Source organism: Bifidobacterium saguini DSM 23967 (assembly GCF_000741715.1).
GTDB lineage: Bacteria > Actinomycetota > Actinomycetes > Actinomycetales > Bifidobacteriaceae > Bifidobacterium > Bifidobacterium saguini.
Window position 1 is genome coordinate 124510 of the sequence record NZ_JGZN01000004.1, and the last position, 24288, is coordinate 148797.

Genomic DNA, 24288 nt, shown 5'->3' on the forward strand with positions numbered 1-24288 from the left:
TCAGTTGTTAAGCAGATGTCACTTGTCTTCAGAGACCTTGCCGACCTTCACGGCCGGGTCATCACCAACAAGCTGGTCGCTGGCCCATGCGGAGATCTCCAAGTGCTCGCCACCGGTCTGGTCGACCAGCACGGTGTCGCCGTCGTGAACCTTGCCGGCCAGCAGCATACGTGCCAACTGGTCGCCAACCTCGGTCTGCACCAGGCGACGCAGCGGACGAGCTCCGTACGCCGGGTCGTAACCCGTGTTGGCGAGCCATTCGCGAGCCGAGTCGGTCACGTCGAGCGTGATGCGGCGATCGGTCAGGCGCTGAGCCACACTGTTGACCTGGATGTCCACAATGCCGCCCAATTCCTCGCGGGTGAGCGGGTGGAACATCACAATGTCGTCCAGACGGTTCAGGAACTCCGGCTTGAAGTTCATGTGCACCGCGTCCATCACAGCCTTCTTCTTGGCATCCGCATCCAGATCCTCGTTCACCAGGAACTGCGAACCCAAGTTGGAGGTCATGATCAGAATCGTGTTCTTGAAGTCCACAGTACGGCCCTGACCATCGGTCAGACGGCCATCATCGAGCACCTGCAGCAGCACGTCGAAAATCTCCGGATTGGCCTTTTCGACCTCATCGAACAGCACGACGGAGTACGGACGACGGCGCACGGCCTCGGTCAGCTGACCGCCCTGCTCGTAACCCACGTAACCAGGTGCGGCACCAATCAGGCGGGACACGGACGCTTTCTCCATGTACTCGGACATGTCGATACGCACCATAGCCTTCTCATCGTCAAACAGGAAGTCTGCGAGCGCCTTGGCCAGTTCGGTCTTGCCCACACCGGTCGGACCGAGGAACAGGAACGAACCTGTCGGACGGTTCGGGTCGGAGATGCCGGCACGAGAGCGGCGCACCGCATCGGACACGGCTTGAATGGCCTCTTTCTGACCAATCACGCGCTTGCCGAGGTAGTCCTCCATGTGCAAGAGCTTCTCGTTCTCCCCCTGCATCAGCCGACCCACAGGGATGCCTGTCCAGTCGGACACAATCTCAGCCACGGAGTCGGCGTCCACACGGTCCGGGACCATCGGCTCCTGCGACGGGTCGGTGGAACCAGCATCCTTGGATTCGGCATCCGCGTTCTCGGCGGCTGCGAGCTCCTTCTGGATGGAAGGAATCTCACCGTACAAGATCTTGGAGGCTTCGGCCAGATTGCCCTCACGGGTGTACTTGTCCGCTTGCACGCGCAAGTCATCGAGCTTGGCACGTAGGTCGCCGACCTTGTTGTGGCCGGCCTGCTCCGCATCCCAGCGCGCCTTGAGGCCGCTGAGCTTCTCACGGGTGTCCGCGAGTTCGGCTTGCAGCTTGCCCAAGCGTTCCTTGGATGCCGGATCCTCGGCCTTCTTGAGCTGCATTTCCTCCATCTCGAGACGGGTCACCTTGCGCTGAAGCTCATCGATCTCCTCCGGGGAGGAATCGAGTTCCATACGCAGGTGCGCAGCGGCCTCATCGACCAAATCGATGGCCTTATCAGGCAGCTGACGGCCGGAAATGTAGCGGTTGGAAAGTGTTGCGGCGGCGACCAGCGCATCATCGCCAATGGTGACCTTGTGGTGCGCCTCGTAACGCTGCTTCAAACCACGCAGAATAGCGATGGTGTCTTCCACGGACGGCTCACCCACGAACACCTGCTGGAAACGACGTTCCAGAGCCGGGTCCTTCTCGATGTTCTCACGGTATTCGTCCAGCGTGGTCGCACCGATCAGGCGCAGCTCGCCACGGGCCAGCATAGGCTTGAGCATATTGCCAGCGTCCATCGAACCCTCGGCAGCACCCGCGCCCACGATGGTGTGAATCTCATCGATGAACGTGATGATCTGACCGTTAGCGTTCTTGATTTCGTTCAGAACGGCCTTCAGGCGCTCCTCGAATTCGCCACGGTACTTGGAACCGGCCACCATCGAGCCCAAGTCAAGCGAAATCAGCTTCTTGCCCTGCAAGGTAGTCGGCACATCGCCGGCCACGATACGCTGGGCCAGACCTTCCACGACTGCGGTCTTGCCCACGCCAGGCTCACCAATCAGCACCGGGTTGTTCTTGGTACGACGGCTCAGGATCTGAATCACACGGCGAATCTCCTGGTCGCGGCCGATCACCGGGTCAAGCTTGCCTTCCTTGGCTGCGGCGGTCAGGTCGGTGGAGTACTTCTCCAGAGCCTTGTACGAGCCTTCCGCATCCGGGCTGGTGACTTTCGCGCCACCGCGCACGCCCGGCACTGCCTTGCGCAGTGCGGCTGCGGTCACGCCGTTCTTCTCCAGGATTTCCGCCGACTGGTTCGGCTTGCTGGCCGCAATACCGATCAGCAGGTGCTCGGTGGAGACGTATTCGTCGCCCATCTGCTGCATTTCCTTCTCAGCCTGGGCGATGGCGGCGGTCAACTGACGGCTGGCCTGCGGCTGCGAAGTAGTGGAACCGGATGCGCTCGGCAGCGCGACCAACGCGTTGCGCACGGCGGCGCCGATGGCTTGCGCATTGCCGCCCGCGGCCTCAATCAGCGAGCGCACCACGCCATTTTCCTGGCGTAGCAGCGCATCCATCACATGCAGGGTCTCAACCTGCGCATTTCCAGCGGCGGACGCACTCTGAATCGCGTCGCCGACGGCCTCTTGGGCCATAGTGGTGAACTTCTGTTCCATGATGTGTTCCTCCCAAAGTCTTTCTTGTATGCCTGCTTGCGGCGGCAGCATCAACATCCGCTGCGCACCAGCAGGCAGGCATTCGTGTCATGTTCTGATTCGTTCAACCGACCTAAAGCCCATTCTATTCCCAAAACTTGAGTGAAGGTGACTCAAGTTTTGAATTTGACTAGGGAATCCGCCGATGATCCGCCAGTTTTCCGCCGCCCAACCGCCAATCGCACTGAAGCCGCACTGAAATCCACTGAAGTCCCGCTGTCCAAATCACACACATCCGCCCAATATTGAGCATGGCAGCTCCTATTGTGGGCAACGTTCGCGCGTCAGCATTCGCACCAGCAACGGCACGCGGCACACTCTTTTCCGAGAGACAAGAAGAAGCTTCATGATTTTCCAATCCGGCGCGCTGCTGCTCGCCATTCTGGGCCCATACGCACTGAAACACCTGCACATCTTCGGCGAGCGCGACTACAAGGTCGCCCAAGGCTTGGTGTTCAATCTGACGCTCCCCTGCGCCATCATCCTGTCGTTCGCCACCAATAAGCATGACATGCGTATGCTGTGGATTGTGCTGTTCGGCTTCTTCGCTTGCGCGATTCCGCTGTTTATCGTGTATCTCGGCTCGCATGGCGATGAACGCAACTATCGCGCTTTCCAGATGCTTAATGCGTCCGGATTGAACTTGGGCGCGTTCTGCTTGCCCGTGGTACAGACGTTCATGGGCGCTTCGGCCGGCCTGCCCATCATCATGCTCGACATTGGTAACGCAACCGTGGCCACGGCCGGGTCGCTCACCATTACGCGCACGCTGCTCAAGATGGATGAGAACTTCAAGTCGCTGCCGTTGAGCCTGCGACTGCGCAATATCGCCCATGATTTTCTGGGTTCGATTTCGTTCGACATTTACATGCTGATGCTGGTGTTCATGTTCCTGCACATCACGATTCCGCAGCCTATCGTGACGCTGATCACCCCGTTCGCCAACGCGAACGCCTTCTGCGCAATGGCCATGATCGGCTTGATGATGGAGATTCCGGACAATCGCAAGGACCGCATGGAACTGCTTAAAGTGATTGGCTGGCGCGCACTGTTTGGCGTGATTATCGCGGTGGCCGCCTGGTTCCTACTGCCGTTTGATATGCGCATTCGCGAGATTATTGTGCTGGGTTCCTTCGCCCCCATCACGATTTTCTCCACCAAGTTCACTGACTCGCTCACCGGCAACGCGAAGCTCGCGGGATTCTCCCTAACCGTGACCGCCATCATCAGTTTGGTGGTCATGACCGTGCTGCATGCGGCGCTGCCAGGCGCGTGACGGCGACCTTGGGCAGGCACCCTGTACCTTCAATCCTCATCCGGCAGGCAGTAACTACGCGCCCGCACACAACCCACGCGCAGTCACTGCCGATTTCGGACCTCCGACAGGCAGTAACTGCGCGGACCGACGAACCCCTTGCGCAGGTACTGCCTGTTTGCATCACAAAAGGGGCAGCAACTGCGCACCGCATCCGTCCGGACGCGCAGTTACTGCCCCTTAAGCTCTAAGCCGCCCATGATGCCGCATGGGCAAACACAAACAAAATCAGGCGCGCACAATCACGTTGCGCAGGTCGCCGATGCCTTCCACGTGCACGATGGTCTCATCGCCCGGGTCGAGATGACCGGACGCGTTCGGCGTACCGGTCATGATCACGTCGCCAGGCAGTAGCGTGGAGAACGAGGAAATCGCGGCAATCTGCTCCGGGATGCCGTGAATCAGGTTCGCGGTGGTACCGGATGCCATCGGCACGTCCTCGCCGTTCAACGTGAAGGAAATCTTCGCGTCCTTCCAGTCGAGGTCGTCGCGCATCACGATCCACGGGCCGAGCGGGCAGGACGTGTCGAAGCCCTTGGCGCGCGTCCAGGTCGGGTCGAGGCCCTGCAGGTCGCGCAACGTTACGTCGTTCACGCAGGTGAAGCCGAGCACGTAATCCATAGCCTTTTCAACCGGCACGTTCTTGGCAATGCGGCCCATCACCACGGCCACTTCCGGCTCGAAGTTCATGTCTTTGGAGCAGGCCGGGTACACAATCGGATCGTCCGGGCCAATCACCGAGGTGGACGGTTTGGTGAAGATGACCATGTTCTCCGGAGCGTGAGCAATCTCGGAGTGGCCGGCTTCGTGCATGAACTGCGCATGCGCTTCGTAATTCTTGGCCAGGCCGTACACCTTGGAAGGAATGACCGGGGCGAGCAGACGTACACCGTCTGCGTCCACCGCGTAACGATTGCCCGTGGGCTTGACCTGGTCGCCGGCCAGCGGATGACCGTCCAACTCGATGAGGTAGTCCTTGCCGTCAACTGGATCCTTCTGCACGAAGGCATAGCGCGGCGCATCATTCAAAGAAAATCGTGCAAGTCTCATAGGGCCAACACTACTACGGCACTTCAGGCCGGCATGACCATTTTGCGTGAAACGTACTTTTTGCCACCCGTTTCATGTCACAACATCAAACACAGAGCATAATGGCCAGTTCATCTACTGTGCGAAGACAGTGGTGTTGTTATCACCTTGATATTGCTCGAACAGGTCATCGAAGTCATCACGAGAATCGCCATTGGAGTCAGAGTCAAGATCAAAGTCGAAATCAAAATCGTCCAAATCACTGTAGTCATGGTCATCAGTGCTGCGGTCACGGTTATGGCTGTTGCCGGAGTCTCCAAAGCTGTATTCATACGTGTAACTGTCCAGCCCACCATTGCGAGACTCCTGCTCGACCCACGAAACAACGCCAATGATTGCGACGATAATCAGAATGATTTCAACGATGATTTTGACTGCGCCGATGATGATTCCGGCGATGGCTAGACCGCGCCCTTTGCCGCCCTGTTTTTTGATTTCACTCAATCCGATGACGCTCAGCACAATGCCGATTATTGAGGCGAAGAATGATGCGACAAAACCGCCCACGGCAAAGCTGTTATACCGCTGGGCAATGTAGGGATTCACGTAAGGATTGTACGGATTTGCGTATGGATTCGCGTATGGATTCGCATATGGATTGCTCTGCTGCATGCTTGGAGCCGCATATGAAGCCGCATTCTGCGGGTTCGCGGTCGGATTCCCATGCTGCGTTTCAGGCTGATGCTCTTCGCCGGAAGTCTCGCCTAGGTCCTCATGCTCATTCAAATCGCTCATCGAATTCTCCTTCCGTAAGGCAGCTACTTCAGCAGCCAATCAACAACATTCCTAATGGTTATACCTTCGTCGGTGACCCCCAAACCAAAATGATCCAGCGTCAGCACCATGCGAGGGAAAGCATCATTTAGCTTCTGCAAAGGAGCCAATTCACGAGCACGCGTGTTTTCGTCAGTCATATTCAATGTGACCTGAATATAAATTTTCTCCGAACCTCGTCGAGCAACAAAATCAATCTCCCCATCCGGCAACGTACCAATCGACACTGAATATCCGCGTCTGCGCAATTCCATATATACGATACCTTCAAGCTGGGCACCTTGATCGGAGCCATCGAACCCATGCGCAAGATTGCGGAAACCATTATCTACTGGGTAATACTTGCGTTGCGGCCGCAGTAGCTCTTTGCCTCGAAGCCGAGATTGTTCGCAGCCGTATATGATGAACGCTTTCTCTAAAGCATCAATTTGATTGTCGGCAGTCAGATTGGTAATGCCAATACCGGCTGATTTTAATGTGCCCACCACTTTGTTGGTTGAGAAAAGATTGCCCGAAGTGGCAAACAAGTAGCGACTAAGCTTCTCTAATGTTGCGAGATCACGAATGCCATATCGAGTCGCCACATCTTTAATCACCACAGATTCATATATGGCACTTAGAATCTCTTGCGCCTTGGTTTGGTTAAGATCCTCGGGAGCACCGTCCGAGTACAGACCCGGCATACCACCAAACATCATGTAGCGAGCGAATGACTGATCTTGCGACTCTCGAATTGACCGTTGCGCTACATACGACGCATATTCCCGAAACGACAAGGGATATACAGGAACTTCAACATAACGCCCCGCCAAATAGGTGGCAAGTTCACCGGATAACAGATAGGCGTTCGATCCAGTGATATATACGTCAGTATGCTCACGAGTCTGTAGACGACGAACCACTTTTTCCCAACCGTCTACTTCCTGAATCTCATCCAGCATCACATAAAACGTGCCTGATTCAGAGGTCTCGGCAGCATTCCGCAAATCTCGATAGAGCTGCTCGGCCGAGTATCCAAGAGGCATATCAAAGGAATCAAATCGTTTAACGAATATGTTGCGTTCCGGCACACCGTCAGCCAGAAGTTTATCCGCATAATGACGCAGCAATGTACTTTTGCCGCACCGACGCACACCTGTCAGAACTTTGACCGATTGCGTATCCCGATGTCGATACAACACCGATATCAATTGTTCACGTTCGATATAATTCATCACCAAGCAGCCTTTCAATTTTAAGTATATTTAAAATCATAGGCTATTGATATCACGAATTAAAGTGAACTATAAATAATTCTTAAGATGATTCCCGTCAGAGAAGAAGTACCGAAAAGGTGCCTTATCTCCTTGCCTTGTTATGCACAGAAGATAAGGCACCTTAACGAACAGCATCACTTCGCGAGCAGCGGGGCGACTTGTTCCTCGTATGCGGTCAGGGCGGTGTCGATCACCTGGTGCATGTCGTAGTACTTGTACGTGCCGAGACGTCCGCCGAACACGGTCTTCGGCTCGGCGGCGGCCTTGGCCTCGTACTGCGCGTACAGCGTCTTGTCCGCGTCCGTGTTGATTGGGTAGTACGGCTCGTCGCCGCGCTCGGCGAAGCGACTGTACTCCTCCCACACCACGGTCTTGTCCGGGTTCTGCTGGTCCGCACGCTCCGGGTTGAAGTTCTTGAACTCGATGGCACGCGTGTACGGCACGTCGGCATCGGAGAAGTTCATCACCGGGCAACCGAAGTGGTCGCCTTCGCCGTAGCGGACCTCCTTGAAGTCCACCGTGCGCCACTTGAGGTCGCCGAGCTCGTAGTCGAAGTAACGGTCGATCGGGCCCGTGTACACCACCGGCACGCCCGCAGCCTGCAGAGCCTTCTTGTTGTACGGCTGGGATTCGTCGAAGAAGTCCACGCCGAGTTCCACGGTGATACGCGGATCATCGATCATGCGCTCGAACCACTTGGTGTAACCGTCCGCGGGCAGGCCCTCCCACGTGTCCTTGAAGTAACGGTTGTCGTAGTTGAAGCGGACCGGCAGGCGCTTGATAATCGAGGCGGGCAACTCGGCCGGGTCGGTCTGCCACTGCTTGCCCGTGTAGTTCTTGATGAACGCCTCGTACAGCGGGCGGCCGATGAGCTGGATGCCTTTGTCGTTCAGGTTCTCCGGATCGGTGCCGGCGAGCTCGCCAGCCTGCTCGGCGATGAGCTTCTGGGCCTCGGCCGGTGTGTAATGCGCGTGGAAGAACTGGTTGATGGTGCCAAGGTTGATTGGCAGCGGGTAGACTTCGCCGTCATGCGTGGCGTACACGCGGTGCACGTAGTTGGTGAACGAGGTAAAGCGGTTCACGTAATCCCACACGCGCTTGTTGGAGGTGTGGAACAGGTGCGCGCCGTACCGGTGAATCTCCGCGCCGGTCTCCGGATCGAAGTACGAGTACGCGTTACCGCCAATGTGGTCGCGCACGTCGATGATGTGCACGCGAGCGCCCGCATGCTCCACCGCCTGCTGCGCCACAGTCAAGCCAAACAGGCCAGCGCCAACAATCACCAGGTCCGGGTATTCGAATTCAGCCATATTCGCATTCCTTTAAAGTCAAAGCTTCCGTAGTGGTGCGCTTATTCAGCATTCACAACACAAGTCGCATCAATACTACTCGTACACACGCCGGACGGATTTAATCCCTAGGCAACCACATCATCAGCGATGACAAAATCAAGCACACAACGCATGTTCTATTGCAAATATTTGTCATATATGTCAATTATATGCAATAGACAGCAGTTGCATTAACAATAATTGACAAAAATGACAATATTATGCAATAGACTGAATACAGTGCGCCAACATGAAACGAGGAGGATGCATGCTGCTCATTACCAGGGATAAGTATCTCAATGACCTCATCGCACGCATGGGCAACGGCATGGTCAAAGTAATCACGGGGCCAAGACGCTGCGGAAAGACCTTTTTATTATTTGATTTGTTCGAAGCCCATTTACGTGCACAAGGCGTAGATAACGACCATATTATCGAGATTGCGCTTGATGACATGTCATATGCCGAATACCGTAATCCGGTTCAACTGTTTGAGTATTTGAAATCACGCATCACCAGCAGAACCGAACAATACTACGTGCTGCTTGACGAAGTCCAATACGCCATCTCAGACGAAGAGCTGCGAGGCGAAGAGCCGCCTCGCTTGTATGAAGTACTCAATGGCCTGCTGCATATGCGCAATGTGGACGTGTATGTGACCGGTAGTAACTCAAAAATGCTATCGACAGATGTGATGACCCAATTCCGCGGTCGCGGAGATGAGGTGCGAGTCCGCCCGCTGTCGTTCGCTGAATTTATGCAGGTGTATGACGGAGACGTCCAGCACGGCTGGGCTGAATACGTGGTGTTCGGCGGCATGCCCCTCACCTTGTCCATGCATACCGATGAACAGAAGTCACGCTATTTGGAGAACTTGTTCACGGAAACCTACCTCAAGGATATCGTCGCGCGCAATAAACTGCGCAAATCTCAGGAACTGGATGACCTTACCAATGTGCTTGCATCCTCGATTGGCGCCTTAACCAATCCCAACAGAATCAAGGCCACGTTCGATAGTGTGCTGCACTCCAAAATTAGCACAAGAACGATCGTGCAATACATCGACTACCTTGAAGACGCATTCGTCATCGAGGAAGCTCGCCGATACGACGTCAAAGGCCGCAAGTACATCGGCAGCCCCAAAAAGTACTACTTTGAAGATATAGGTCTGCGCAATGCTCGTCTGGGATTCAGGCAAGTCGAGCAAACACACATTATGGAGAACATCGTTTATAACGAGTTGCGGATGCGCGGCTACAACGTCGACGTGGGTATTGTAGAACAGCGTGGAACTCGGAATGGGGAGTCTTACCGGAAATACTTAGAAGTCGACTTTGTGGCCAATCTTGGTAGTCAGCGTTATTACATTCAATCCGCATACCAGTTGCCCACCGAGGAGAAGATAGCCCAAGAGAAAGCTTCGTTGCTAGGAGTTGACGACAGTTTCAAAAAGATTGTGCTTGTTCGCGACGTTGTTAAACCGACCCGAGATGACCACGGCATTCTCACCATGAGCGTATACGATTTTCTGCTCAACCCGAACAGTCTGGAAGCGTAAACTTCCCGGAATACAGTAAAGGTCTGCATTTGCAGAATTACGTTGTATCACCTTGATTTTCGAGAGCATCATGATGAATAATCGTGCGATACTGAGAATGTCCACATCAGCAGAGAATTTCCAGAGGAACCCCATGCCACAGCCTCAGCCGCTCGTCTCCATTATTGTGCCGGTGTATAACGCCGAGGATTACCTGCATTACTGCGTGGACTCGATCCTGGGGCAGTCGTATACGAATCTGGAAGTGATTCTGGTGGATGATGGCGCCAAGGACTCCAGCCCCGCCATCTGCGACGCCTATGCCAAGCAGGATCCACGCGTGAAGGTAATCCACCAGACCAACGGCGGTATCTCAAAGGCGCAGAATGCCGGCTTAGACGCGGCGCACGGCGAATACATCGCTTTTTCAGACAACGACGACATCCTCGACCGCCGCAATATCGAATACTTGCTGCATGCGCTTGTGAACACTGGTGCGGATATGAGCAAGGCACGCTGGCGTCAGTTCGGTGTCTCCCAGCTGGACGCCGTGGCCGCCGAGGCTGCAGCCGGCGCCGAAGCGCCCGGCAAGATCACCGTGTTCGAGCATCCGCTCGCCGCTTACCAAACCGTATTCTGCAAGAGCCTGCGTCTGATCGGCGATAAGCTCGGCCGCAATACCGAAGCCCGCTACTTCAACGAAGCCAACTGGTGCCGCCTGTATAAGCGCGAACTGTGGGATGGCATCCGCTTCCCGGAAGGCATGTATGCACAGGATGTGATGGTGGCCGGTGAGCTGTACACGCGTATGGGCAAAGTAGCTGACCTCGATGTGAACCTGTACAACTGGCTGCAATCCGCCGGTTCGGTGACGCATAAGGAGCGCAGCTTCAGCTTCTACCACGACAATTTCGTAGCCGGTGCCACCAATTTCCGCCTGTGCTTGGAGCAGGGTGTACGCCCCGGCCGCAGCTACTACACGCTCGTCGGCTCATTCCAAGAGGAAACCACTGCACCCGACTTCAACAATGCCACCAGCCAGCAGCAGCGCAAACAGGATACTGCAGAGTTCCACGAGCTATTCCGCAAACTCCCACTCCCCCAGCGACTGCACTGCGCCGCAACCCGCCAAATCCGACTGCTCGAAAAACACATCTACGATGCCAAAATCAAAAATATGAAGTAAACGCGGTAGATATTTGACCGTGGTTAAATCGAGACTGGACAACGGCCACAATTCCTGCATTACCTATGCTCAACAGAAACGTTTTATTTCTCTTGACGCGGCGCTCCTGTTGAGTTTCTGATGATTAATTTGCCATGAATGTCCAAACTCTTTTTAGAGATCTCGGTTTCATCGCCGTTTGCATCGGTAATTCCGCCATCAGGATTCTCCTGATACTGAGGAATTTGCCGCAGCAGCAAATCCACGCTTTCTCGGCCAGCGCGTATGAATTCCTGGTGAATGGTGGTGAGACCTGGATCCCAAAAACCGGAAAGTGGATGGTCGTCAAAACCAGCCACACTGACATCATCGGGGACGCGCTTGCCCATGTCGCGTAAGCCTGAGATAAGGCCAATGGCTAATTCATCATTGCCGGCGAAAACAGCTGTTACGTCATCGTTCAGAGCAAGGCGACGGCCGATTTCGCGCGCATCTTCCGGGTCCCACCCACAAATAATCGGATCGGGAATATACGAACCGGTATTTTCCAGAGCTTTCCGCCATCCTTGAAGGCGCCTGTTGTATTCCAATCGAACCGGAACCGCTACATGGTAGACCGTTTTATGCCCCAGCGAAAGAAGATAACGAGTGATGATCTCACCACCTTCCTGATCGCATAGGGATACCTCATGGGCCCCCATAGTCTGCTGGCCCGTTACCATCACATAAGGTCCCTCGAGTGGGAAAAAGTCGCTGATGTTTTCGTCGACCATGTCCGGATACATAAAGATGATTCCCAAAGGATTCTGATCTGCAGCCATGTGCAGAGAGTTGAGAATATCTTCACGGCGATCAGTTTCAGGAACGGAAATGGTGATGGAGGCTCCTCGTTCCCGAGCTCGAGCTTCTATGCCGCCAAGCATCTGGGTCGGTCCGAGCTGAGATGAGTTAATCGTCACCACTGCGATGGCCGGATTGATTTCCCTCACCAGAGCTCGAGCCAAGGCGCTAGGCCTATAATTCAACGTTTCAATGGCCTGCGCAATTTTCTTCTGGCTTGCCGGGCTAACATTGCTGCCACCATTGAGATATCGGGATACGGATGACACCGACACACCTGCCAGCTTGGCAACATCTTTGATGGACACGCTTTTCTTGCCAGAAGCTCGCATCTTGGTCATCCTTTCACCGCATTACACAGTATTCAAGTCCGGAATAGGGACTCGGCGCTGAGTCCGCCCACTATTCAATAGATTAGCAAAATAGATAATCCGTTGCCGATGCAGAGGCGGGAATTAGACCTCACATCAGCAACGGATAAGCCTGATTACTTCACTGCGCCTCCGGTAATACCAGAGATAATCTTCTTCTGAGCCACAGCGAACACAATTAGCAACGGCAGACTCATCAGGATGATGTACGCAAAAATGAGATGCCAATTGTTGAGGTGTAAGCCGGCGCTTGCCACGTTGTACAAGTTCAGCGGCAGCGTATCGAATTTGCCGGAGAGAATGAACAACGCGTAGAACACGTCATTCCATATGTACAGGATCAGCAGAATCGTCGCAGCTCCCAGAGTCGGTCCCAGCAACGGCAGCACAATGGTGAAGAATATTCTCGCCGGTGAGGCCCCATCGATCCGGGCCGACTCCTCCAGAGATATCGGAATCGTCCTGATGAATCCGGTCACGAAGAAAATCACCGTGGAGAGATATATGCCCATGTATACGCAAATCATGCCGATTGCGGTACCTGCCAATCCGATAGTTTTCAGCAACATCATGACGGATACCACTGCGGGAGGAAGAATCAGGCCAGAGATGCACAGTGCATAGATAATGGCCATCGGCTTAGTAGCACGTCGAGCGAGAATCCAAGATGCCATAGAGCCGAAAATCAGCGCCAATGCCACAGCCGGTACCGTAACTGCCACACTACCGAAGAAGGCTGTAATCATCTTGCCTTCCGTAAGCACCGTTTTGAAGTTGTCGATAAGGTGCCATTCCGTGGGCAGACGGAGCGAGAGCTGCAATGCCTCTGCTTGGTTCTTGCTCGCCGTGATGAATAGCAGATAGAACGGCAGCCCCAGAGAGATGAATACCAGTAGAACCAGGAACACGATATGCCGAATCTTACGGCCAGTCGACCATTTGCTTTTGTATACCGGCTGATCCGACTTCTGCGGTTCCGCCTGGAACGTAGCCATTGTCATAGTATCTTCTCCTCACGTTTGCGCAGGTATGTAATTACGGGAACGGCCATGATCATCACCACGAGGAAGAGGATGAGGCTCATTGTTGTGGATTGCGCATAAGTTCCTTGGCCGAACGTACGCCACACGTACAGGTTGAAGATTTCGGTGGAACCACCAGGTCCGCCGTTGGTCATTGCCTGAATGGTGTCGAAACCGTTCATGGAACCGAGCAGCGAGGTAGCCACATTGAATGTCACGGCAGGAGCCAGCAGTGGGAACTTGATTTTCCAGAACATCTGGAAGCCGTTCGCCCCATCAATTGCTGCAGCTTCCAGTACTTCGGAGTCGATGGTTTTCAATCCAGCGAGGTAGATGATCATTGCTAGACCAGCCCATTTCCACCCTTGGATTGCCGAGACGAGCACGATGGTCCATGTGGTACTGCCCAGCCAAGCCGTTTTCACCGTGTGTCCCAACAGGCCGCCAAGCAGCTGGTTCAGAGCGCCATTAGGCTGCAGAATCGCCTGCCACACGTAGCCGACTGCGAGCGCCGACATCAGCACGGGGATGAAGAATAGTACTCGTGCCAACCGGTTGGCGAAGGTGTCTTCTTCCAAGAAGACTGCTAGGAACAGACCGAACACATTCTGGAAGAACGCCACACATACAGCGAAGATCAGGGTGGTTCGCAAATCCCTGAGTAGCATGCCGTTCTTAAACAGCGATATAAAGTTATCGAATCCGTTGAATGAGATATTCGGGTTGTATGCGCTCCAGTTGGTGAACGCGAGAACGAAATTCAGGATTGTAGGGATAAAGAAGAACACCAGCAGTATAAAACCTGCAGGAACGAGGAATCGAACCGGATAGTTCTGGCTGAGCAACCGAATGTAATTATGCCGGGCAACTCCCGTAGAAGATTGCTTCACGCTCGATGCGCTATGTGTTGACATCAACACTCCTTTCTTATGGTACGGGGAGAAGTACGGCGGCCATTGCTACGACAAGGGAAACGACCGCCATACTGCCCGTCAACTCGCCAAAGGCTTAAAAGCCTTCTGCGCCCTGAGCTTTGGCGATTTCATCGAACTGATCCTGTGTGGTCTGAGCAGCCTGCTGAGCGGTCATCGTGCCGTTTACCATGCTGGCGAGATTCACATAGAAATCGGGATTGGCAATGGCCAGTGACTGCATGGAGCCAACACTGTTCTTGATGGAATCGTTGGCATCAATCAGCGCCTGCGGAACAGTGTCCGGGGTCTCCGCCGTGGTCAGAATCGACGTAGTGTTCTGACTGTTGATGAAGTCCTGGTAGGCATCACCCATCAGATACGTCAAGAACTGGCGCGATGCGGCTTCTCGCTTGGAATCACCGGTCTTAAAGGCCACGAGACCATTGGTCTCTTCAGGCACCACAGTGGCGATAGTGCCTTCCTTGGAGATTGGGAAGAAGCCGATCTTCTTATCCAAGGTGGCTTTGTCGTTATTGGCCATTGCGGAGACGCCGAGGAACAGGCTCAAGTTGCCGAAGATCATGGCTGTCTCACCATTAAGCAGCGCCTGTTCTTCGGTCACATCTGTAGCGGAACCGATATCTTCGTTGAACAGGTGAAGATCATTAATCATGCTCTGGTATTCCGTGATGGCGTCCATGATGGTGGAATCGGTGAACTTCTCCTTGCCGCTATTCACACGATCCCACAAGCCGTCACGGGCGGCTTCAGCGAGCTGTACTTGAACGGCCCATTGCGTTCCCCACTGGGCGCCGCCCATGTCGTAGAACGGAGAGTTCGTGCCTTCCGGAAGATTGTTCTTGATGGTTTGTGCCGTTTCAAGGAGCTCATCCCAGTTCTGCGGCATTTCCTTGATGCCGGCTTTCTCGAATACTTCCTTGTTGTAATACACGCCCAGCACGGAAGGTGCAGTGAACAGGAGGGAGTATCGAGATCCTTTGTACATGCCGGCCGCGTCCGCGTAACCTTCCTTGTAGTTCTTGATGAACGGAGCATTATCAAGCTTCTGGACTTTGCCTTGGGCCACTAGGCCGGAAAGCATTGAAGAAGTCGGCTGCCAGACGCCAAGGTCTGGAACGTCACCAGTAGCGATCTTGGTTTGGGCGTTATTCACGTACACATCAGCGACAACGCTGATTTTGAGGTTTGCACCTGTCTTTTTGTTGAACGAGGCGACAACGTCTTCAAACAAGTTTTTGGAATTTGGAGACACCCACATGGTGAGGTTCACACCTGACAGGTCAGTGCTTTGATCCGGCCAATACCCCGCGGCTGATGTGTCTTCATTGGACTGTGTTGCCGTGGGGTTGGAACAACCTCCTGCAAGCAGTGTGGCGCAAGCGATCAATGCCGCACACGCGACGCGTCCCTTTCCTACCCACTTTCCAGAAATCATCGTTGGTTTCCTTTCTATTTGCGCGGCGCAATACCGCGACAGGGTGTATTGAGTTATCTGGATTTATTGGTGCAATGACTTATTTATTTGAGTGAGAGCGAGAATATCCGAGCACGGAATTCACGTTCAGGGACGTCCACGGTTAGGGCGCCAAGCTCACGATTCCAATGAGGAGCCCATGAGTCGACTTCCAGTGAACGGGGGAACAATACATCGATGCTGGCGTCGTGCCCAGCAGCTCCGGGAATCAGAAGTACCGTGGTCTTCTCAGCGGCGTTACGCCCCCAAACAGCCACGATGACCGTATTACTGTCTTTCAGACCGAACGACACTTTTTGCGAATCCCAAGCGGGCATGCCCAGCGGCCAGAATGGTTCGGATTGCACAATATGCGGCGCAACCTCCTTGCTGTACGCTTCGATTGACTCGCGGACCATGTTGTTCTGCCACTCGCTGAACGTGTTCACATATCCGGAGAGGAAGTAGTGGCCAATCATGGTGTTGCATAATGCGAAGGCGAATTGCTCGGCATTCATATCACGTTCCGGATACGCCCAATTCCCTGCTTGCTCCGGCAACATGGTCATGGGTGCGGCAGTGGAGATCACCGGGTAGAGGCGGTAATCCTGCTGGTCTGACGTAGAGAGCAGCTGGAAATGGGAGGCCTGCGCAAAATCCGTTCGGCCGCCACCTGCGGAACAGTTCTCGATAATGAGTCCGGGATGCCGAGCATATAGCGAGTCGATCCAACGCAGATAGGCTCGCCCGTGTTCCAGCAGGCCGTCTCCGGAGCTATCTGCCGCATAGGTGGTTCCGGAACCAGGGCGAATGTTGAAGTCAAACTTGAAGTATCCGACACCATATTCGTCAATCAGACCATCCACGATACTATTCATGCGGTCGATAACCATTGGATTGCGGTAATCGAGCATGAGCCTCTTCTGTTCCACCATTCTCTTGCCATCATGAAGGAAGAACGCTTCATCAGGCAGCTGAGAGGCCACAGGACTCTCAATGCCTACGGATTCAGGCTCCAACCAGAGGCCAGCAATCATGCCTTTGTCTTTGATTCGATCGATTACCTCCTTCAATCCGTGGGGGAATCTGGTAGTGGACGGTTTCCATTCACCAACCGACGGCCACCAATCACCGGAATCGTCATACCAACCACAATCCACGCAGAAGACTTCGATGCCGAGATCAGCAGCTTGGTCAATGAGTGGCAGCAGTTTTTCAGTGGTCGGATCGCCATTGATGGTGTTCATGTAATCGTTGAAGATGATTATCGGGGATGAGGAGCGCCCCATTTGGCTGCGTACTGCCCGGCGATAACGAGTGAGGCCAGCCATTGCTTCATGGAAATCAGTGCCGAAACATATCGACACCGGAACAGTGCTGAACGTTTCGTCTTTGCCAAGAGTGCGAGACCACGTATTGTTACGCCAGGTGGGACCGGATAGAGCGAAATAGCCATCCGAGCGATCCTCGCCGAATTCCCAGCGCCATCCGCCGTTGTTCTCGATCTGGAATGCCCAAGCCATATTGAGGCGTTCAGATTCCAGCACGCCGACAGGCGATGATGTTCCAGTAGAGAACGTCCCCTCCGAAAATACAGCATGGCACCCTTGAGGATCGCGTTGGGATAACTCCGGATGCAAAGCCGGGCAAAAACGTCTGACTGGCGTCTTAACCCAACGACCTTCACCAATGCATTCATTGGTGCATTCATACGAGGACCAAGAGCTGAAATCAGTCTTTTTATTCTCAAGAGTTGTACCAAAGGATGTGCTGAATGGCGTTACGGATTCCAGAACCAGGGAATCGTCCCATGTATTGGTAATGTCAACGCTTGCACGCAAGGCATTGGCGGTATGGAACAATGTGAGATGAAGCACGGCCTCCAGACCATATTGCTCACTGTTCATATGGATGTTGCAGTACGATGCATCTTTATCTTCACGGCTTTCCACAGAGGAAACCCTCAACGCTGCGCCTAAGGATGTCTGTACAAGACGAGTGCTGGTAATCCAGTGGCCCTCTCCTCTGCCTGCAGCCATAATCTCCACCACAGGGATGCGATGAGGGAATAACACCATCCTAGCGGATTCATTCTGGCGCCCCTCTAGTGCAACCGCTTCCGCAGACAGCGGAACATCCTTGCTATAGAAGAACTTGTATTCGATATGCCCATTACCAATAGAGACACTGCTCATGATTCACCTCTTCTCACTGTTTGAAGATTCGTGTGTCACAGTCATTGCAACTCCAGCCATACGAAATCGTTACCATTATTCGCTAAGGCAATCATTACCACTTATCTCCTTTGAAAGTATTGTTATATCTAGATTCTTTACAACCAGCCGTTTCTCAACCTCGAGATATTTAACAGCATATACTGGTATCGTTTCCAAGTCAAGCTGGTACGACAAATAAATATGTCCAACCTTTTAGATGAACTCGTCCTAAACGTGCGATTACAATGTCTCCGGTACATTGAAGTAGTAGAACAGGTGAAGTCAGTGACCGGACAGCGGTACAAAGATAACAATACAAATCGCAGCATGCCCATGCTCGCCTTTGTTGATTTCCGGCATCGCACCCATAGCGCTAAAAACGAAAACCAAGATGTCTTCACTAATGGACCATCTGAAGAAGCACCCAGGCCGATCATGCCCACTGTTGCATCTGAGACTGACTCTGCAGCAGATGCATCAGATGCATCAGATGCATCAGAAACATCAGGAACAATCAGCAACGTATCCGACGACGACGCCAAACTGAACTCACTTACATTATTGATACGGAGCATAAAGAGGACCGCGTCTCAAATCTCAGCATGGTTCATAACTCTTGCTAAGGCGATTCTCACTTCCAAGCAGATGCAATCGTTGCTTAAGGCGCTCGCAACGATTCACACCCTGTGGCAAAAACGCCCGAAGGGCCCATACACTCTATATGCCGTAGTGATGGCTCTCATGACTGCAGCGGCTACGCTGTTCATTCAATGGGGCATGTACACGGAACCAACTTATGATGACCCGAACGCGGTTGATGATACAACAAAAATCCTAAACAGCGTCAATGGGCAGCTCACCAAGTTCGTCTCGCAAATGTGGCTGGAAGGCAAGCTGAATTGGCTGCTTAACTTCTGTGCACTGGGCATGATTTACCTGGTTCTTGTGTTCATCCTCAACCGGTTCTGGATAGCAACAGCTGTGTTCGCTATTGCGATGAGCTCGTTTGCGGTAGCAAACAGCATCAAAGTGGACCTACGCAATGAGCCGGTCATTCCCTCTGATCTGAGCTTCCTCTCCAGCGGCAATGGCGGCGAAATTACATCATTTATTCCAAAAGGCAGCCAAGGCTTAGTAGATGGCACTATCACCATGCTGGTTTGGCTAACTATTATCTGCCTGATTCTTCAATGTATTGACGGACGACGTTGCGTCATCCCGTTCCATTGGTGGCGCCCATTCCGCAACGCAAAGACCATTATCGGCAACTGCACGCGCATCATTGCCGCAGCGCTCAGCGTTGCACTGCTCTGGTCGTTTACCTGGAATTTAGGTACTAACGGCTCATGGTCCTATAACTGGGCGAAAAGCTTAGGCGATAGACCTGTACCGTGGAGCACGGCAGCCGACGCAACCAATAACGGACCAGCAGTCAGTTTTCTTCGTCTTGCACATGCAAAGATAATGGAAACGCCGGAGAACTATAGCGAGGAAACGATGCTCGACCTTGCTCAACGCTACGCTAAGAATGCTCAGGCCACCAATCAGTCTCGAGCCAACGAACTTACCGACAGCACAGTGATTATGATTCTTTCGGAATCATTCTCTGATCCGACACGAGTGCCCGGCGTGGCTCTCCTTGAAGATCCAATGCCCAACATCCGCACCATCAAGGATTCCACCACTTCCGGTCTCATGTTGTCTTCTGCCATTGGGGGCGGAACCGCCAATATCGAACACCAGGCGCTGACCGGACTGAGCCTTGCTCTATTCGATGATTCCATGCAGTCGCCGTACCAGGAACTGGTCCCCCATCAGCAGAACCCCTATACGTTCAACCAAATATGGAACGCAAAATATGGTCAAAGCGGATCTGTGGCAGTTCATCCGTTCTCTAAGGACATGTATTTGCGAGATGCCAACTATAAGAAGTTCGGCTTCAACCATCTCTATACGTTGGACAGTACTCCGGCAATCACTCATCAAGAACATATTGATAGTTCACCTTACGTGAGCGATGCAGCATCTTATCAAAACGTTCTTGACGCACTCAACAACAGTACTCATGCACAGTTCATCCAACTGGTGACTATGCAGAACCACACGCCATATGACGATTTCTATACGAATAACCAGTTCAGGGAAGCGGATATCTCAGAGCTTTCCGATGATGAAAAATGGGGCATTGACAGCTATGCGAAGGGCGTCAATCTCACCGATCAAGCAACTGCCGACTTCCTCAATCAGTTGAATACCATCGAGAAACCCATCACCGTAATTTTCTACGGAGATCATCTTCCCGCCGTGTATTCAACTGCAGCAGCAGATAACAACAACACTATCCCACTGCATGAAACCGACTATTCCATTTGGTCGAATCAAACATCTGTCTCCGCTGGCACCAAGCTTGACGCCAACAATACTGGCTTTGTTTCCTCCAATTACTTTATGGCTCTGGCTGCAGAGCACATGAACGCCAAGGTCTCTCCATATCTGGAGATGCTTACGGAAGTGCACGCGACTCTCCCCGCTTTCAATCGTTTGGTCGGTTCCAATTCCTCATGGAGCGATGACAGCAGCACCGCATATCTGGACGCTTCAGGTAACCGCATCAAGCGTAAGGAACTCTCGGAGGAAGCTCGCGCACTGCTTCGAGATTATCGACTGGTGCAATACGACATGACCAAAGGCAAGGGCTATCTTCAAGACAGCTTCTTTGCAGCCGGATAGAATTGCGCTCAATGAATTCGTCGAGAGTCCAAACGACTAAGCTGTAAATTATTAGTTTGTATATGGCACCACAGCAGACAGAAAGTAAGTGGATATGAAGATTGCAGTTGCCGGCACCGGTTACGTCGGTCTTTCGGTAGCACTGTTGCTATCGCAGCATAATGAGGTGCATGCGCTCGACATCGTGCCAGAGAAAGTGGATCTGCTGAACGCAGGCACCAGCCCGATTGTTGATAAGGAAATCACTGCGTTCCTCGATGGGAATAAGTCCGGAGAACATCCACTGAATTTCCAAGCCACACTCGATCCCAAGCAGGCTTATACCGGTGCTGATTACGCTATTGTGGCTACCCCGACCAACTATGATTCCCAAAAGAACTACTTCGATACCTCCAGTGTGGAGGCTGCCATTGCGGCAATCCGCAAATACGATCAGTCCGCTTGGATCATCATCAAATCAACTATTCCTGTGGGTTACACCGCACAGCTACGCAAGCAGCTCAACGACGATCACATCCTGTTCTCCCCTGAGTTCCTTCGTGAGGGCCATGCACTGTACGACAATCTTCACCCGAGCCGTATCGTTGTAGGCGCTCCTCAAGATGATAAAGCAGCAGTCGAGGCCGCACGCACCTTCGCCAATCTGCTTTCCGCTGGAGCTGATCCCACCGAGCACGAGCGTATCAACCCTGATGGGTCCAAGGGTATTCCAGAGCTGATTGTTGGCACCACCGAGGCAGAAGCCATCAAGCTATTTGCCAATACATATCTGGCATTACGCGTGGCCTATTTCAATGAGCTCGATACCTATGCGGAGAGCCGTGACCTCAACACCAGCGAAATCATCAAGGGCGTTTGCCTCGACCCACGTATCCGCGACAACTACAACAACCCCAGCTTCGGGTACGGCGGCTACTGCCTGCCAAAGGACACCAAGCAGCTCCTTGCCAACTATGACAAGGTGCCGCAGAACCTCATTGAGGCCATCGTGGATTCGAACCGCACTCGCAAGGACTTCATCGCCTCTGAGATTGAAGAGCTGGTCGAGAAGGCTAAGGCGAACGGCACCACTAAGCCTGTGGTCGGCGTATACCGCCTCACCATGAAATCCGGCTCGGATAACTTCCGCCAGTCTGCTATCCAGGGAGTGATGAAGCGCATCAAATCTCGCGGCATTGAAGTCATCGTCTATGAACCCACGCTCAATGCTCCTGATTTCTTCGGCAGCAGGGTCACTCACAATCTTGAGGAGTTTAAGCAAGAAGCCGACATTATCGTCAGCAATCGCTGGAGCAGCGACCTCAATGACGTAGCCGATAAGGTCTACACAAGGGATTTGTTCAAGCGCGACTGACTACTGCAAACAATAGTTGGAGGGGTGCGGTTCAATACGAACCACACCCCTCCAACTATTGGCATGAGCTTTTCTAAATCTGATGGAATTGCAGTGCCCGGTCACTCAGCAATGCGTAATTCTTATTCTTGCTATTCCTCACAGCAAAGAAACATGAATTGTCATCATTGGTAAAAGCAATCATATCCGTTCTGTTCGGATCCTCAGGATTGTCAAGACGCAATGAAACCAACAGCTTGAAATCGCTATTGTTGAAAGCATTCACCGGGATTTCAAAACTAACACGCTGCCGCCCATTATTCTGCATAGGCACCGAGCCGGAATCACACACCACGCCTCCTCGCTTCGTATCAACGAGCGAAATAGCAAGATAGAAGGGAACGTCCTCTGTGAATTCATATTCGACATCGAAACGGAACGGCTCTACACCATCAGACAACTGATTGGAAACTGGCCATACCTTCAAGAACGGTACGCGTGCGTTCAAGCCTGTAGGGAAGGAATCAGGCTCATCCTTTTCAGACGCCTTCTTTGTGGCCATATTCTCCAAGGTGTAGCGGTCGGCGACCACATCCTTGTCTCCACTTTCGATGATTTCGCCATTCTTGATCAAGATAGCCTTGTTGCAGTATTTCTTGACCGAATCCATGCTATGCGTCACCAAGATAACGGTCTTGGTCGGGTCTTTCTTCACCTCGGAGAAGAAGTTGTCGCACTTGCGCTGGAATGCCTCATCACCGACGGCCAGAACCTCATCAAGCACAAGGATGTCGCCTTGTGCCTTGATAGCCACAGAAAACGCCAAACGCACTTGCATACCACTGGAGTAGTTCTTCAGCTTCTGATCCATGAATTCACCAAGCTCGGCGAATTCAACGATGTCGTCATACATCGCAGTGATCTCTTCACGGGTGAAGCCAAGCAACGCGCCATTCAGGTATACATTCTCACGGCCGGTCAATTCAGGGTTAAAGCCCACACCAAGCTCAATGAAGGGAACCAGCTTGCCACGCACATCCACTGTGCCCTGTTCCGGCACATAAATCTGAGATATGATCTTCAGTAATGTGGACTTACCAGAACCGTTGCGCCCCACAATGCCGAAGAAATCGCCCTGATGCACTTCGAAGCTAATGTCACGGAGCACCTTCTGTTCGGTGTATCCCTTAATGCCCTTCGTCCAGTTCAGGAAAGCCATCTTCAGACCGCTAGCCTGTTCCGTAGGCAGGCGGAAAGACTTGGCAACGTGATCGACCTTCAGCACCACTGGACGCTCGTCTGCAGCTACTGCAGCAACCTCATTCTTTGCAATATTTTCCACAGCAGTCATCAGAGCACCTCCGCGAACTTGGCACTATGCTTACGGAATACGTGAACGCCAATCCACAGGATCACGACAGAAGCAACATATGGCAGCAAGCACAGCAAAGGGTTGTTCACCAGCGTCCAAATCGTCGGCACGTCTTCAGGAGAAATAAGGTTATGGCGAACATCCATAATCGCTTGAGTCGTGGGAACCATCATCAGCAGTTTCTCAACCCATGCTAGTTCGGGCGCACGCTGAGCAATCATCGTAATTGGGTAAATGATAGGCGTGGCATAAAACATGGCTTGCAGAATAACTTCCCAAATATGGGCCACGTCGCGGAAGTACACATAGAGAGTGGCCAGAATTAAAGCCACTCCTAGGGCGATTGCATAGAGCTGCAGGATATTCAACGGCACCAGAAGCACATGCCAAGTGTAATGAGCATGAGCAAAGAATCCGAATACAATCACCACCACAAGGTTGATGGCCAAAGAAATCATGGCTCCCATCGTGGTGGATGCCACAATAATGTAATTCGGGAAGTGAATCTTACGCAGTAGATCACCACGGTTCACGATCGAAGACATACCCATCGACGTGGATTCGTTGAAGAAGCTCCACAAGCACGTACCGCACAACAGCGAAATCGCGAAGCTTGGCGTACCGTCAGAGAACTTCAAGAATCGGACGAACACCACATACATCACCGCGAACAACATCAACGGCTTCAGAACTGACCAAAGCACACCAAGGAAAGATCCTTGGTATCGCAACTGGAAATCGGTCTTCACAAGCTCCTTGAACACCACTACCGAGTAATGGTAACGGTTGCGGAGGTTGTCCCATGCTTTCTTCATAAGCACC

17 protein-coding genes are annotated in these 24288 nt (G+C 53.0%); 5 read left to right on the forward strand and 12 right to left on the reverse strand.

The window, feature by feature from the left end:
* Positions 1-18 precede the first annotated feature (18 nt).
* The gene (gene clpB / locus BISA_RS02065) at positions 19-2688 is read right to left on the reverse strand and encodes an ATP-dependent chaperone ClpB (protein WP_033889920.1); all 2670 of its coding nucleotides are present in this window, start codon (positions 2686-2688) and stop codon (positions 19-21) included.
* A gap of 385 nt (positions 2689-3073) precedes the next feature.
* Here clpB and BISA_RS02070 point away from each other — a divergent pair, with 385 nt between their 5' ends.
* Positions 3074-4003, forward strand: coding sequence for an AEC family transporter (locus BISA_RS02070; RefSeq protein ID WP_033889921.1), 930 nt, complete (start codon positions 3074-3076; stop codon positions 4001-4003).
* A gap of 267 nt (positions 4004-4270) precedes the next feature.
* Here the strand turns inward: BISA_RS02070 and BISA_RS02075 are convergent, their stop codons facing one another.
* The 4 genes from BISA_RS02075 to glf form a co-directional block, all read right to left on the reverse strand.
* Positions 4271-5092 (reverse strand): fumarylacetoacetate hydrolase family protein, encoded by an 822-nt coding sequence (locus tag BISA_RS02075; RefSeq protein ID WP_033889922.1) that lies wholly within the window; start codon positions 5090-5092, stop codon positions 4271-4273.
* 114 nt (positions 5093-5206) lie between these two features.
* On the reverse strand, positions 5207-5866 hold the full coding sequence (locus BISA_RS12160) for a DUF4190 domain-containing protein (RefSeq protein WP_051917286.1): 660 nt from the start codon (positions 5864-5866) through the stop codon (positions 5207-5209).
* A gap of 23 nt (positions 5867-5889) precedes the next feature.
* Positions 5890-7119 (reverse strand): ATP-binding protein, encoded by a 1230-nt coding sequence (locus BISA_RS02085; protein ID WP_033889924.1) that lies wholly within the window; start codon positions 7117-7119, stop codon positions 5890-5892.
* Positions 7120-7295: 176 nt separating this feature from the next.
* Entirely contained in the window at positions 7296-8471 is a 1176-nt protein-coding gene (gene glf / locus BISA_RS02090; protein ID WP_033889925.1) for a UDP-galactopyranose mutase, read from the reverse strand.
* Positions 8472-8760: 289 nt separating this feature from the next.
* On the opposite strand from glf, the gene BISA_RS02095 reads away from it, so the two are divergent.
* Both BISA_RS02095 and BISA_RS02100 read left to right on the forward strand, forming a co-directional pair.
* Complete coding sequence (locus BISA_RS02095) at positions 8761-10050, forward strand: ATP-binding protein (protein ID WP_202806946.1); 1290 nt, start codon at positions 8761-8763, stop codon at positions 10048-10050.
* A gap of 133 nt (positions 10051-10183) precedes the next feature.
* A complete protein-coding gene (locus BISA_RS02100) occupies positions 10184-11215 on the forward strand; it encodes a glycosyltransferase family 2 protein (protein WP_033889926.1) in 1032 nt (343 codons plus the stop codon).
* A gap of 83 nt (positions 11216-11298) precedes the next feature.
* On the opposite strand, the gene BISA_RS02105 is transcribed toward BISA_RS02100, so the two are convergent.
* From BISA_RS02105 to BISA_RS02125, 5 genes are all read right to left on the reverse strand, one after another.
* Positions 11299-12375 carry a LacI family DNA-binding transcriptional regulator gene (locus BISA_RS02105; RefSeq protein WP_051917287.1) on the reverse strand — a complete coding sequence of 359 codons (1077 nt, stop codon included), beginning with the start codon at positions 12373-12375 and terminating at the stop codon, positions 11299-11301.
* 146 nt (positions 12376-12521) lie between these two features.
* A complete protein-coding gene (locus BISA_RS02110; protein WP_081889967.1) occupies positions 12522-13406 on the reverse strand; it encodes a carbohydrate ABC transporter permease in 885 nt (294 codons plus the stop codon).
* Positions 13403-14341 (reverse strand): carbohydrate ABC transporter permease, encoded by a 939-nt coding sequence (locus BISA_RS02115; RefSeq protein WP_033889927.1) that lies wholly within the window; start codon positions 14339-14341, stop codon positions 13403-13405. Before BISA_RS02115 ends, BISA_RS02110 begins: the two co-directional genes overlap by 4 nt.
* Positions 14342-14435: 94 nt before the next feature.
* Entirely contained in the window at positions 14436-15797 is a 1362-nt protein-coding gene (locus BISA_RS02120) for an ABC transporter substrate-binding protein (protein ID WP_033889928.1), read from the reverse strand.
* An 83-nt stretch (positions 15798-15880) separates the two neighbouring features.
* Positions 15881-18010 carry an alpha-galactosidase gene (locus BISA_RS02125; protein WP_152597258.1) on the reverse strand — a complete coding sequence of 710 codons (2130 nt, stop codon included), beginning with the start codon at positions 18008-18010 and terminating at the stop codon, positions 15881-15883.
* A gap of 348 nt (positions 18011-18358) precedes the next feature.
* On the opposite strand from BISA_RS02125, the gene BISA_RS02130 reads away from it, so the two are divergent.
* Together BISA_RS02130 and BISA_RS02135 are read left to right on the forward strand one after the other, a co-directional pair.
* Positions 18359-20761, forward strand: a complete 2403-nt coding sequence (locus tag BISA_RS02130; protein ID WP_279381609.1) for an LTA synthase family protein — start codon at positions 18359-18361, stop codon at positions 20759-20761.
* Positions 20762-20855: 94 nt separating this feature from the next.
* On the forward strand, positions 20856-22115 hold the full coding sequence (locus BISA_RS02135; protein ID WP_033889929.1) for a nucleotide sugar dehydrogenase: 1260 nt from the start codon (positions 20856-20858) through the stop codon (positions 22113-22115).
* Between the two features lie 73 nt (positions 22116-22188).
* On the opposite strand, the gene BISA_RS02140 is transcribed toward BISA_RS02135, so the two are convergent.
* Positions 22189-23445 (reverse strand): ABC transporter ATP-binding protein, encoded by a 1257-nt coding sequence (locus BISA_RS02140; RefSeq protein WP_033889931.1) that lies wholly within the window; start codon positions 23443-23445, stop codon positions 22189-22191.
* Entirely contained in the window at positions 23445-24281 is an 837-nt protein-coding gene (locus BISA_RS02145) for an ABC transporter permease (protein ID WP_033889932.1), read from the reverse strand. The genes BISA_RS02140 and BISA_RS02145 overlap by 1 nt, the downstream gene beginning before the upstream one ends.
* Positions 24282-24288 lie beyond the last annotated feature (7 nt).